The 13,272-nt window shown below is 64.8% G+C and carries 12 protein-coding genes; 1 reads left to right on the forward strand and 11 read right to left on the reverse strand.

The window, feature by feature from the left end; all coding sequences use genetic code 11:
* Positions 1-77: 77 nt before the first annotated feature.
* The 7 genes from adh to eno all read right to left on the reverse strand — a co-directional run bounded on the left by adh (position 78) and on the right by eno (position 7,874).
* The gene (adh, locus tag AC0L2F_RS06550; RefSeq protein ID WP_063996203.1) at positions 78-1,595 is read right to left on the reverse strand and encodes an aldehyde dehydrogenase; all 1,518 of its coding nucleotides are present in this window, start codon (positions 1,593-1,595) and stop codon (positions 78-80) included.
* A gap of 310 nt (positions 1,596-1,905) precedes the next feature.
* Complete coding sequence (locus tag AC0L2F_RS06555; RefSeq protein WP_473247877.1) at positions 1,906-2,868, reverse strand: helix-turn-helix domain-containing protein; 963 nt, start codon at positions 2,866-2,868, stop codon at positions 1,906-1,908.
* 153 nt (positions 2,869-3,021) lie between these two features.
* The gene (locus AC0L2F_RS06560) at positions 3,022-3,339 is read right to left on the reverse strand and encodes an FtsB family cell division protein (RefSeq protein WP_007590617.1); all 318 of its coding nucleotides are present in this window, start codon (positions 3,337-3,339) and stop codon (positions 3,022-3,024) included.
* Positions 3,340-3,576: 237 nt separating this feature from the next.
* Positions 3,577-4,128: an NADPH-dependent FMN reductase gene (locus tag AC0L2F_RS06565; RefSeq protein ID WP_007610777.1), complete on the reverse strand. Its 552-nt coding sequence runs from the start codon at positions 4,126-4,128 to the stop codon at positions 3,577-3,579.
* Positions 4,129-4,304: 176 nt separating this feature from the next.
* Positions 4,305-5,303 (reverse strand): MBL fold metallo-hydrolase, encoded by a 999-nt coding sequence (locus AC0L2F_RS06570; protein WP_473247878.1) that lies wholly within the window; start codon positions 5,301-5,303, stop codon positions 4,305-4,307.
* A 119-nt stretch (positions 5,304-5,422) separates the two neighbouring features.
* Positions 5,423-6,556: a zinc-binding dehydrogenase gene (locus tag AC0L2F_RS06575; RefSeq protein WP_473247879.1), complete on the reverse strand. Its 1,134-nt coding sequence runs from the start codon at positions 6,554-6,556 to the stop codon at positions 5,423-5,425.
* A 34-nt stretch (positions 6,557-6,590) separates the two neighbouring features.
* Complete coding sequence (gene eno / locus AC0L2F_RS06580) at positions 6,591-7,874, reverse strand: phosphopyruvate hydratase (protein ID WP_473247881.1); 1,284 nt, start codon at positions 7,872-7,874, stop codon at positions 6,591-6,593.
* Positions 7,875-7,998: 124 nt separating this feature from the next.
* On the opposite strand from eno, the gene queF reads away from it, so the two are divergent.
* Positions 7,999-8,487, forward strand: a complete 489-nt coding sequence (queF, locus tag AC0L2F_RS06585) for a preQ(1) synthase (RefSeq protein ID WP_473247882.1) — start codon at positions 7,999-8,001, stop codon at positions 8,485-8,487.
* A 34-nt stretch (positions 8,488-8,521) separates the two neighbouring features.
* Here queF and glsA read toward each other — a convergent pair whose 3' ends face one another.
* The 4 genes from glsA to AC0L2F_RS06605 form a co-directional block, all read right to left on the reverse strand.
* A complete protein-coding gene (gene glsA / locus AC0L2F_RS06590; RefSeq protein ID WP_473247884.1) occupies positions 8,522-10,396 on the reverse strand; it encodes a glutaminase A in 1,875 nt (624 codons plus the stop codon).
* A gap of 105 nt (positions 10,397-10,501) precedes the next feature.
* Complete coding sequence (locus AC0L2F_RS06595) at positions 10,502-11,707, reverse strand: MFS transporter (protein ID WP_063996198.1); 1,206 nt, start codon at positions 11,705-11,707, stop codon at positions 10,502-10,504.
* Positions 11,707-12,570 carry a 3-deoxy-8-phosphooctulonate synthase gene (gene kdsA, locus AC0L2F_RS06600; protein ID WP_156527154.1) on the reverse strand — a complete coding sequence of 288 codons (864 nt, stop codon included), beginning with the start codon at positions 12,568-12,570 and terminating at the stop codon, positions 11,707-11,709. The genes AC0L2F_RS06595 and kdsA overlap by 1 nt, the downstream gene beginning before the upstream one ends.
* 123 nt (positions 12,571-12,693) lie before the next feature.
* A complete protein-coding gene (locus AC0L2F_RS06605; protein ID WP_473247886.1) occupies positions 12,694-13,020 on the reverse strand; it encodes an NIPSNAP family protein in 327 nt (108 codons plus the stop codon).
* Positions 13,021-13,272 lie beyond the last annotated feature (252 nt).

Genomic DNA, 13,272 nt, shown 5'->3' on the forward strand with positions numbered 1-13,272 from the left:
GCAACGTTGCCAACGCGGTCCCGACATTTGGAACGGGCGGCGCAGAACAGCGCCGCCCTCTTCGCCCGCCCGCCCGATCAGAAGAAGCCGAGCTTCTTGGGGCTGTAGCTGACCAGCAGGTTCTTGGTCTGCTGGTAGTGATCGAGCATCATCTTGTGGGTCTCGCGCCCGACGCCCGACTGCTTGTAGCCGCCGAAGGCCGCATGCGCGGGATAGGCATGGTAGCAGTTGGTCCAGACCCGGCCGGCCTGGATCGCGCGGCCGAAGCGATAGCAGCGGTTGGCGTCGCGGCTCCAGACGCCGGCCCCCAGGCCATAGAGTGTGTCGTTGGCGATCTCGAGCGCCTCTTCGTCGCTCTTGAAGGTCGTGACCGAAACGACCGGGCCGAAGATCTCCTCTTGGAAGACGCGCATCTTGTTGTGGCCCTCGAACACGGTCGGCTGGACGTAGAAGCCGCCGGCGAGATCGCCGCCGAGCTCGGCGCGTCCGCCGCCGGCCAGCACCTTTGCTCCCTCCTGCTTGCCGATGTCGATGTAGGAGAGGATTTTCGCGAGCTGCTCGCCGGAAGCCTGCGCGCCGATCATGGTGTCGGCCGCGCGCGGGTCGCCCTGCTTGATCGCGGCGACGCGCTTCAGCGCCCGCTCCATGAAGCGGTCATAGATGTCGGCATGGACCAGCGCCCGGCTCGGACAGGTGCAAACCTCGCCCTGGTTCAGCGCGAACATGACGAAACCTTCGATCGCCTTGTCGAAGAAGTCGTCGTCTTCGGCGGTGACGTCGCTGAAGAAGATGTTGGGCGACTTGCCGCCGAGTTCGAGCGTGACGGGAATGAGGTTCTGGCTGGCATATTGCATGATCAACCGGCCCGTCGTGGTCTCGCCGGTGAAGGCGATCTTGGCGATGCGCGGGCTGGACGCGAGCGGCTTGCCGGCTTCCAGGCCAAAGCCGTTGACGATATTGAGGACGCCGGGCGGCAGAATGTCGCCGATGATCTCGGCCCAGACCATGATCGAGGCCGGGGTCTGCTCGGCCGGCTTGAGCACGACGCAATTGCCGGCGGCGAGCGCGGGCGCGAGCTTCCAGCAGGCCATCAGCAGCGGGAAGTTCCAGGGGATGATCTGGCCGACTACGCCGAGCGGTTCGTGGAAATGGTAGGCGACGGTGTCGTGATCGATCTCGCCGATCGAGCCTTCCTGGGCGCGGATGGCGCCGGCGAAATAGCGGAAATGATCGATGGCGAGCGGGAGGTCGGCGGCGCGGGTCTCGCGGATCGGCTTGCCGTTGTCCCAGGTCTCGGCGATGGCGAGACGCTCGAGATTGTCTTCCATGCGGTCGGCGATCCGGTTCAGCATCGCGGCGCGCTCTGCGACGCTGGTGCGGCCCCAGGCGGCCTTCGCGGCATGCGCTGCGTCGAGAGCTGCCTCGACGTCCTGCGCGTCGGAGCGCGCGATCTTGCAGACGATCTGGCCCGTCACCGGCGAGGCGTTGTCGAAATACTTGCCGGAGATCGGCGCGACGAATTTGCCGCCGATGAAATTGTCGTAGCGTTCGGCGAAGGGAATTTTGGTGACGCTGAGGAATTCTACCTTGTTCATTGATCACTCCCGATGTTTGCTGTTTGCGCAATTCGTCGCGTGGTCGCGACTTGGGCCGACGATGTCGCGGGAGGCGGCTTCTGTCAGCCCTGATAGGCGCGATGACGGCACCGACCTGTCGCAGTTCTGCGACAGGTGACGAGGCTGCACGTCGTGCCGCCGCACGTAATGATGCCGCCGCACATACTGACCTCATCCTGAGGAGCGCGCTCTTGCGCGCGTCTCGAAGGATGGCTGGGGATGACGGCAGGGCATCTTGTGGTTCGAGATGACCGCTTCGCGATCCTCACCATGAGGGTCTATCAGCAGCTCAATGCGCGTTCAGCTCGAACCGCTTGAGCTTCCTGTGCAGCGTGGCGCGGCTGACGCCGAGGGCCTTGGCGGCCGCCGAGACATTGCCGCCCGCGCGCAAGAGCGCCCGCTGCAACACTGCGCGCTGACCGCCGGCAAGATGGTCGCGCGCGGTGTCGCCGCCGAGAAGATCGGCGGCGGGCATCGGCTGCAACGCCCGGCCGGGCGCAATCCCGAGTCCCGCTCGGGCGAACCGGGTCGCACCGATCACGAGATCGTCCGCATCGACCGCAACGAGGCCGCCGCACTGGCCGTCCGCAGCTTGCGTCAGCACGATGCGGGCATGGGCGAAGGCCCTGCGAAACAGATCGGCCTCGATACGCCTGGCCGCCTCGCCGGCCGCGAGCGCGATCAGACTGGAAAACACGTCGGTGCGGTCGGCGCGGCAGGAGGAGACGTCGAGCACGCCCGCGAACGCAGCCTCATGGTCGTAGATCGGAACGGCAGTGCAGCTCAGAAGCGTGTTGCGGGTGAAGAAATGCTGGTCGCGGTCGATCGTCAGCGGACGCTGCTCGACGAGGCAAGTACCGATGCCGTTGGTGCCCTCATGCTCTTCGCTCCAGAGCGCGCCGGTCCAGAGGCCCCAGGACTGAAAAGTCGCGTCGTCCGCCGGGGTGCCGCGGCGATCGACCGGCACGCCCTCGCCGTCAGCGAGAAGCACGCAGCAGCCGCTGGCGCCGACCGCCTGGTAGAGCCGGTCCATCGCACCTCGCGCAGCGGCGAGCAGCGGCGCGACGCGCTCCCGCGCGCGGTGCAGCTCGGCTTCGCTCAGCCGGTTCGGCGAGCTACGGCCGGCGGGATCGAGACGATGCAATCGGGATGAACGGCGCCACGAGGCCACGAGCGACGAGCGTGCCGCCTGGCCCGACGTAATGGCGGCCTCGACACGGGCCGCGTGATGCCGGGGGGATTGCCCATTCATCACTGTTTCCTCCGGGTGGCAATTTAGAGCGTGCCGGCACGGCCCGGTTGATCTGCGTCAACCCTGGCCATGGCGCTGGAAGCCATGAGCCGGTTGCCACGATCCCGTCAAGGCGGCAATCCGGTTCCAGTCCTTCAGCTTGAGGAAGAGTTGTCAGTTCGCCGGGATCGTCCGGACGAGATCACGCGGATTGACGTAGTCGAGCTGGAAGCGCGCCCGCTCGTCCAGCATGTCGGGGTCGATCTTCGCGGAGCGCAGCAGCGAAACGCGCTGCTCGCTCCTGGCGCGCTCGCGCTTGAGCTGGGCCAACTCGCTGGTCAGCGCCACGATCTCCTGGTCGAGTTCCTGGCGGGCGTTGAGGCCGTACTTGCCGGTATATGCGTTGACGCCGAAATAGCCGACGATGGCGGCCGCCATCGCATAGAGGGCAAGACCGGTCAGGATCGATTTCAGGCGCGCGCGGGAGACCATCCTGGGAAGATGGGACAGGTTGGTTAAGGGCGTGCTAATTTCGGGCGGCTGGGCCCCGCGCGCGACGCTAGCGGACCCTCATGGTGAGGAGGCGCAAAGCGCCGTCTAGCGGACGATGCTTCGCATCGCCGCGAGAACCATGAAGGCCCGGCAATTTCCCGGAGCCATCCTTCGAGACGAACGCCTCGCGGTCTCCTCAGGATGAGGGCCCACGCTGTGGCTGCGGACGATTTAGCCTCAGCCGTGATGCTTCGCGACGTGCACCGCAAACGCGTCGATATAGGCCTGGAGCACGGGCTTCAGGGACTCCTTGATCAAATTGCCGTCGGCATCGAAGGCGTCGCCCACCCCGTTCAGATAGGCCTCCGGCTGCTGCATGATCGGGCCGGAAATGCCCGGCAGGATGTTCTGGAGCGTCTTGGCGGCGCTGACGCCGCCGAGGGGGCCCGGCGAGTTCGCGATGATGCCGACCGGCTTGCCGTTGAACGAGCTCTTGCCATAGGGCCGCGAGGCGACGTCGATGGCGTTCTTCAGCACGCCCGGGATCGCGCGATTGTATTCCGGCGTGACGAAGATGACGCCGTCTGACTTCTGAAGTTTTTCGCGGAAGGACAGCCAGTCGGCCGGCGGCGCGCCCTCGAGGTCCTGGTTGAAGAACGAGATGCCGGCCGGCGTGACGACCTCGAGCTTGAGCGAGGCCGGCGCGAGCTTGGCGAGCGCATTGGCGATCTTCAGCGAAAAGCTGTCCTTGCGCAGGCTGCCGGCGATCGTGACGATGTTATAGGCCATGGAGTGTCCTCGAAATCTTCAGCGGGAGTGCCGGGGCGGCACTTAAGCGATCCCGAGTGATGGATGCAAGTGCATGGACCGGTCGGATTTGGAAACGCTGGGTTTCTTAACGGTTGCCCAAACAATCAGGCCGCCAAGTGGCGGCCTGACTCCTTGGTACAAATCCGCAAATCGGCTCAGATCGTCGGATTCCACGCCGACGGGATCAGGCGATATTTGGCGCCGTCCTTCTCGACATGGCCGACCGAGGGGAAGGTGAAGTGGAAGCCGATCACGGTCGCCTTCTCGGCCGCCGCCATGTCGTAGAATTTGTGGCGGGTCTCCTGCGCCAGCGCAGCATCGGTGTCGAACACCACATGCCAGTCCGGATTGCGCAGGAAGAACTCGGGGATGTTGGTGACGTCGGACTGGATCAGCACCTTGGCATCGCCAGAGGCGACCGCGAACGAGGTGTGGCCCGGGGTGTGGCCGGGCGTCGCGATCGACGTGATGCCCGGCGCGACCTCCTTGCCCCACTCGTACTTCGTCACCTTGGATTCGAGGCCGGCAAAGGTCTTCTTCACATTGGCGAAATAGTTCTTCATCATCCCGTTCGACTCGGCCTTGGCGGCGTTGTCCTCGCTGGTCCAGAACTCCCAGTCCTTGCCCGGCACCATGATCTCCGCATTGGGGAAGGCAAGCGCGCCGTCGGCGAGACGAATGCCGTTGGTGTGGTCGGGATGCAGATGCGAGAGCAGCACGATATCGATGCTCTTGGGGTCGACGCCGGCGGCCTGGAGGTTCTGCAGCGTGCGGCCGACAGCCCCCTTGCTGGACTCGAGATTGGCGACACCGTTGCCGGTATCGATCAGCACGAGCTTGGAGCCGGTGTTGATGAGCTGCGGGTTGAACGGCACCGTGACCATGCCCTTCGGCATGTAGGCCGCCTCGCCCGCGGCCAGCGCTTCCTCCTTCGGCGCGTTGACGACGAACTTGTCCGGCATCGGGAAAGTGCGCGCGCCGTCATTGATCGAGGTGCACTCGTAGCTGCCGACCTTGTAGCGGTAGAAGCCAGGCGCCTGGGTGCCGGCTTGCGGCACCGCGGCATTGGCGGTGGTCGATCCAAGCTTGGTAATCGCAGCCGCACTGAGGGCGGCGGCGCCTGCGAGCAAATGGCGGCGGTTGAGATCGGTCATGGAGAAGTCCCCTTCTGAGCGCGCCTTGCGGTTTTCCGCTTTCAATGGCGGCGGAATAATCTCCCGCCTCGCTCAGAAGGCAAGTCCTTCTTTGGGTGACGTGCCGTCGCACGTGGCGATTATTTATTTGGGTTGATGAGGAATTTTTCGCCGGTGGCGCGTTTGGCGTAGACCGCGATGTTGGCGGGATCGAGCGCCTCGGAAAGCGACACCACCTTGGTGTAGTGGCTGGCAAACGTGGTCTTCAGTTCGTCGACCACGCGCTGGCGCAGCCTGGCCCCGTCCGCCTGCCCGATCTTCATCAGGAACGGAAACAGCAGCCAGCCGCCGACGCCCCAGGCCATGCCGAAGCCGCGCGGCAGCTCGATCGGGCGGACATCGAGCGCGCCATAGACGTAGACCTGCTTGTGCACGTTGGAGCCGTAGCGGCTGTATTCCTTCGCGGTCCTGTTGATCGCGACTTCCATGCAGTTGAGGATGTCGCCGGCGAGCTTGCCGCCGCCGATGGCGTCGAATGCGATGGTGGCGCCGGTCTCGACCAGCGCGTTGGTGAGATCATCGAGGAAGCTCGGCGCAGTGGAATCGATGACATATTTGGCGCCGATCTTGTGCAGGATGTCGGCCTGCTCCTTGCTGCGCACGATGTTGACCAGCGGGATGCCGTCCTTGATGCAGATCTTGTTCAGCATCTGGCCGAGATTGGAGGCGGCCGCAGTGTGCACCAGCGCCTTGTGACCCTCGCGCCGCATGGTCTCGGTCATGCCGAGCGCGGTCAACGGATTGACGAAGCAGGAGGCACCTTCGGCCGGCGTGGTGCCTTCCGGCAGCGGCAGGCACTCGCGCACTTTCAACGTGCGATACTGAGTATACATCGCGCCGCCGATCATGGCTACGGTCTTGCCCATCAGCGCCTTCGCGGCATCCGACGAGCCGGTCCTGATTACGACGCCCGCGCCTTCGTTACCGACCGGCATGGACTCATCGAGCCGGCCTGCCATCGCCCGCATCGCGCCTTCCGGCACGTTCGCGGTGATGACGGGCGCGTCTTTGGTGCCGGAAGCCTTTGCCGTGCTCATATCCGCCGCGCCGATGAGGAGCCTGAGATCAGACGGATTGATCGGCGCCGCCTCGACGCGGACGACAACCTCGTCCGCGGCGGGCTCGGGGGTCGGCATGTCGAGCAGCGAGATTTCGAGCTCACCGCTCGTCTTGATCCGCGAACGCAGTTGCAGGCCGGTCTTGCCGTCGCTCATGTCGATCCTCCCCTGTTTTTGTCCGAGCGCTGGCTTATGCCAGCGCCTTCAGTGCCGCCTTGCCCGCGTAGAGCGCCTGCTTGCCGAGCTGCTGCTCGATGCGCAGGAGCTGGTTGTATTTGGCGGTGCGATCGGAGCGCGCAAGGGAGCCGGTCTTGATCTGTCCGCAATTGGTGGCGACCGCGAGGTCGGCGATGGTGGAATCCTCGGTTTCGCCGGAGCGATGCGACATCACCGAGGTGTAGCCGGCCTTGTGCGCCATCTCGACGGCGGCGAGCGTCTCGGTCAGCGTGCCGATCTGGTTGACCTTGATCAGGATCGAATTGGCCCGTCCGGCCTTGATGCCTTCGGCGAGGCGCTTGACGTTGGTGACGAAGAGATCGTCGCCGACGAGCTGGCACTTCTTGCCGATGAGGTCGGTCAGCTCTTTCCAGCCGTCCATGTCGTCTTCCGACATGCCGTCCTCGATGGTCACGATCGGATAACGCGAGACGAGGTCAGCAAGGTACTTGGCCTGTTCGGAGATCGAGCGGGTCTTGCCCTCGCCTTCGTAGACGTACTTGCCGTCCTTGAAGAACTCGGTCGAGGCGCAGTCGAGGCCGATGACGATGTCGGAGCCCGCCTTGTAGCCGGCCTTGCCGATCGCGTTCATGACGAATTCGAGCGCGGCGTCCGCCGATGGCAGGTTCGGGGCAAAGCCGCCCTCGTCGCCGACATTGGTGTTGTGGCCCGCCTTCTTCAATTCGGACTTCAGGGTGTGGAAGACCTCCGCGCCGTAGCGCAGGCCCTCGGCAAAGGACGACGCGCCAACCGGCAGGATCATGAACTCCTGGAAATCGATCGGGTTGTCGGCGTGCATGCCGCCATTGATGATGTTCATCATCGGCACCGGCAAGAGACGCGCCGAGGTGCCGCCGACATAACGGTAGAGCGGCATGTCGAGCGAGTTCGCGGCCGCCTTGGCGCAGGCGAGCGACACGCCGAGGATGGCGTTGGCGCCCAGCCGGCTCTTGTTCGGCGTGCCGTCGAGGTCGATCATGATCTGGTCGAGCTGGGCCTGCTGCTCGACATCGAGGCCGCTCAACGCCTCGAAGATCTCGCCGTTGACGGCGCCGACCGCCTTGGTGACGCCTTTGCCGAGATAACGGGCTTTGTCGCCGTCGCGCAGTTCCACCGCCTCATGGGCGCCGGTGGAGGCGCCGGACGGCACGGCAGCACGGCCGAGCGCACCATCTTCCAGCACGACGTCGACCTCGACGGTGGGATTGCCCCGGCTATCCAGGATTTCGCGTCCGATGATGTCGATGATGGCGGTCATGAGGGCCTCTTTTCGGGGGACTAAGCGGTCAGTTGGGGTGCTTCTACCGCAATGCATCGAAGCGGAAAAGGCCGGGTGACGGCCGCACGATGATTGGCTAAGAGGGCGCCACGGAGGCGGACTGATGTCGAAAAAGCCCAGCAAATCGAAGAACTCAAGCTCGGATTCAGCTGCCCTGCAGCTTGGCCGCGCCGTGGAATGGCCGGATGCGCCCGAGAAGGCGAAACTCGATCGCGTGCCCAATCCGCAAGGAGGCACCGACTATCTGGTCCGTTTCACCGTGCCCGAGTTCACCTCGCTCTGTCCGGTCACGGGACAGCCGGATTTCGCGCATCTGATGATCGACTACGCGCCCGGCCAATGGCTGCTGGAGTCGAAGTCGCTCAAGCTCTACATCGCGAGCTTCCGCAATCACGGCGCCTTCCACGAGGACTGCACCGTGATGATCGGCAAGCGCATCGCTAGCGAGATCAAGCCGAAGTTCCTGCGCATCGGCGGCTACTGGTATCCGCGCGGCGGCATCCCGATCGACGTGTTCTGGCAGACCGGCCGCCCGCCGAAGGGATTGTGGGTGCCCGAACAGGGTGTCGCGCCCTATCGCGGGCGGGGCTGAACGTTTCCAGTCTCCAGGAAGCAGTGCGTTCCGGCTAATAAGCGCTGAGCAGGTCCACCTTGGCGTTGGCCGCCACCAGCCGCCGTGCCAGGATCGCGGCGAGGTTGCGCATGATCTTCAGCGCGGTCTCGGGATGCAGCCGGCGGTAGTCGGCAAAACTGTCGAGCGGCAGTTCGAGGCAGGTCACGAGCGTATCGGCGAAGACATCGGCGCTGCGGCTTCTCTCGAGGATTGCCATCTCGCCGAACTCCATGCCGGGGCCGAGCGAGGCCAGCCGCACGCCGCTTCGCAATTTGACGCTGACCATGCCGCTCTGGAGGAAGAACAGCGAATTGGCGAGCGTGCCGGCCGCGACGATGCGCTGGCCGGCATAGTAGTGGCGCGTGGTCGAGAGCTTGACGATGGCCGCGATCTCGTCGGCGTCGAGCTCGGCCAGCAGCGCTTGATCGCCGAGATGCACGCTCTCCTTCATGTCGGTAAAGCCGCCGAAGCGATAGATCACCTGGTCCTCGGCCCATTCGATCGCATCGTCGAGCAGCGCAAAGCGCCGCAGCCTTCGCGGATCCGCCGTGCGCGCGGAAATCGCGGCCCATACCGCGGACGTCTCCTCGATGCCTGATAGAACCGTGGTGATGCCTGCATTGTTGAGCGCCGTCAGCGTCTCACCCAGAAGCTCTGCGCCGGCTGCGGTGATGTCGGGGACGCGGCGGAAATCGATTATCAGGAGCGGCGCGTTCGGCGGCTCACTGGTGAGTCTTCGTGTGACGTAGTCAATGGTGCCGAAATTGAGCGCGCCGACGAGCTCGAGGATGCGAATATCGCTGTGGCGATCGTCGAGAATCTGCTGCTCGTGCGGCTGGCGGCTGCGACGCGACGAGATGCCGTAGATATCATAGTCGGCCATGACGCTGCTGCGTACGTCGGCGTTGCGGTTGAGCATGTGCAGGTCGAACCGCGCCGACAGCGCCTCGCAGACCTTGAGGCCGCGCACGCTGTTGAAATGATTGTCCAGCAGCGGCGAAAAGGTGCCGAGCCCAAGTTGCGAAGGCAGCGCCGCGACGATGCCACCGCCGACGCCGCTCTTGGCGGGGATGCCGACACGATAAGTCCACTCGCCGGCATAGTCGTACATGCCCGAGCTCGTCATGACCGACAACGTGCGGGCGACGATGTGCGGCGTGATCACCTGCGCACCCGTCACCGGGTTGATGCCGCGATTGGCGAGCGTTGCCGCCATCACCGCCAGATCGCGCGCAGTCACCAGGATCGCGCATTGACGGAAATACACGTCAAGCACCGCATCGACGTCGTCAGGTAGCACCGCGTAATTGCGCAACAGCCACGCGATCGCACGATTGCGATTGCCGGTCGCGGTCTCCGAGGCGTGCACGGCCTCGTCGACGCCAAGCTCGCGGCCGGCGAACTGGCTGAGCTTTGAGCGGACGCGCTCGAAGGCGCCCTTCCCATCCACCTCGTAGATCAGGCCCGAGCAGGCGATCGCACCGGCGTTGACCATGGGATTGAAGGGGCGGTTGTCGTTGGTGAGCCGGATCGAATTGAAGGCTTCGCCGCTCGGCTCGACTCCGATGGTGGCCGCGACGCGCTCCTCGCCCACCGTCTCCAGCGCCAGGGCGAACACGAAGGCCTTCGAGACCGACTGGATCGTGAATGGCACCGCGCTGTCGCCGACCTCGTAGACGTGGCCATCGATCGTGACGAGCGCGATGCCGAAGTGGTCGGGGTTGGCGCGCTTCAACTCGGGGATGTAGTCGGCAAGTTCGCCCGAATTGTCGGCCCGGAATTCTTCGTAACACGCGGTCAGGAAGCGCCGGAGCGGGGGTTTGGTGGGATATCCCGTCGATCGGGGCACGCTGGCTGCGTTGGGCGAACGGCTGGTCTGGGCGTCCACGATCTCACACCTCGATTTGCCCAAAATCGAAGCAATTCGTGTGCCATGTATACGGGGCCGACGGTGTCTTGGTGGGGCCGATCCCCCTTGAGGGACCGAATAGCCTCAGCGCGCGTCGGACGGCGCGCGCTGTTTCAGCAGGCGCGCGCAGACAAGGCCCAATACCACCATGATCGCGGCGCTCGCGAACAGGGTCGGCATTTTGCCGCCATGCTGGAGGCCAAGACCATAGGCGAGCGGCCCGACCGTCTGCCCCATGAAGAAGAAGAACGAGTGCAGCGACAGCGCGGTCGCGCGTGCTTCGACCGAGAGCTCGCTGGCAAACATCTGGAGGCAGCCATGGGCGATGTAGAAGCCCCATCCCATCACGATGAGATTGAGGGCCTGCACTTCCCAGCGCAGGCCGAAGGCGACGACAACGAGCTGCGAGGCCACCAGCGTCATGCCCGCGATCATCATTCGCTTCATGCCTAGCCATGGCAGCAGGCGCGACACTGTCAGCGTGTAGAACAGGCCGCCGACCGCAAAACCCGCGATGACGATGCCCGCGATCGAGAGCGAGGTCTGGCCGAGCTCGAACAGGAACGAAGCGATGTAGGGAAACAGGCCGAGCACGCAGCAGCCTTCGATGAACACCGCCGAATAACAGACATAGGCGTTCGGGTTGGTGAAGATGGTGCGATAGCCGGCCTTCAGCGCCGACAGGCTCGTCTTCGGCGGATGCTTGACCTTGGCGCCACGAAAACCGGCGGCGACCGCGATCGACGCAACGATCACGAGCGCGCCGAGCACCGCCAGCACGCCACGCCAGCCGAGGAAATCGCCGATCAGGCCGGAGGCCGAGGCGCCGAGGAGATTGCCCGTCATCGCGCCGGCGAGCGTGCGGCTGATCGCGACCTGGCGCTTCTCCGGGCCGACGAGATCGCTGGTCAGGCTCAACGCCACCGGAAATACGCCGCCGGAGCCGATGCCGGCGAGGATACGGGTCGCGAACAGAACCGAGAACGAGCTCGAGAGCGCCCCCAGGATGTTGGCAAGGCCGAGCAGCGCGAGGCAGCCGATCATCAGCCGCGTCTTGCCGAACAGATCGGCGGCGGCGCCGACGATCGGCTGGATGATCGAGAAGGTGAAGGCAAACACCGCGGCAAAACCGGCCGCGGTCGCGATGCTGACGCCAAAGTCTTCCGCGACGTGCGGCAGCACCGGATCGAGCGCGCGCGCGGAGAGCGCCGCGGCAAAGCTTGCACCGGAGATGACGTAGAGCGCGGCCGGCAGGCCGTGATCGTGCGGCCGCGCCTCGCCTTGCTGCATCAGCGCGGGTCGGCTTTGGTCGAATCTTTGGCGAGCGCGTCGAACGCCATCAGCCTTCGGATCAGCGCCTCGAACTCGCGCAACGGCACCATGTTCGGACCGTCCGACGGCGCGCTGTCAGGGTCGGGATGGGTCTCGATGAAGACACCGGCAACACCGACGGAGACGGCTGCGCGTGCGAGCACCGGCACGAATTCGCGCTCGCCTCCGGAAGACGTCCCCTTCCCGCCCGGCTGTTGCACGGAATGAGTGGCGTCAAAGATAACGGGTGCGCCGGTGGTGCGCGCCAAGATCGGCAAGGCGCGCATGTCGGAGACCAGCGTGTTGTAGCCGAAGGACGCACCGCGCTCGGTGACGAGCACGTTGGGATTGTTCGCGCTCGTGATCTTGGACACGACGTTCGCCATGTCCCAGGGCGCGAGAAATTGCCCCTTCTTGACGTTGACGACCTTGCCGGTCGCGGCCGCCGCCAGCAGCAGATCGGTCTGCCGGCACAGGAACGCCGGGATCTGCAGGATGTCCACCGCCTGCGCCACCTCGGCGCACTGCGCGGCGTCATGCACATCGGTCAGGACCGGCAGGCCGAGCGACGATCGGATTTCGGCGAAGATCGGCAGCGACTGGGCAAGCCCGAGGCCACGCGCAGCCGACGCGCTGGTGCGATTGGCCTTATCGAACGAGGTCTTGTAGACGAGGCCGATCTGCAGCCGCGCGGCGATCTCCTTCAGCGCGGAGGCCACCTCCAGCGCATGCTGGCGGCTTTCGAGCTGACACGGCCCGGCAATGATCGAGATCGGCAGATCATTGCCGAATTTGACCTTGCCAATGGTAACGACCGGCGCCGCTGACGTCGAAGAGCTCAAGGCAAATCCCTCGTTTCGGCGCGACCATAGCCGCGATGAAGGGCGGATCAACCCCATTCGGCCTGGGCTCCCAGAATATCAGGGTTGCGCCCAGGCCCCCGCGACGCCTCGCACCGGCACCCTCTACTTCACCGCCGAGAAGGCGGTCGGCGCCAGGATCTGGCTGACGATGTTGCCGACGATCTGGCCGTCCGCCTCGCTCTCGGCGCGCCCATTCATCCAGTCCGGATCGGTCATGAAGGCGGCCCACTTCTTCTCGCGTTCGGCGAGCGACTCCCAGGCCAGGAAATAGGTCAGCTCCTGGTTGGATTCACCGATCAGCGTCGTGAAGAACCCGGCCTGCTTGATGCCGTGCTTTTCCCACACCTTCAGCGTGACGGTCTCGAACCGCTTGAGCAGTGCCGGCAGGCGGCCGGGCACGCAGCGATAGATGCGCATTTCGTAGATCATCGGAGTTCAATCCCTGTATTGTTGTTCTTGCGGCAGGGAGTTGTCGCAACAAATGACGCGATCGTAAAGGTGGGAAGTCAGACCAGCCGGCTCTGCATCCATCGCAGCTTGGACGAGCGAGGCCAATAGCGGGTGCGGCTCGAAGGCCGCGACTTCAGCTCGGCGGGAACTGTGCGCCGGTGGACCACGGTGATCCTCCGACGCGACGATCTCCGGCAGCACGACAACCACGAACTCAGGTTGCCGCAAATC

Source organism: Bradyrhizobium sp. Ken64 (genome assembly GCF_055807555.1).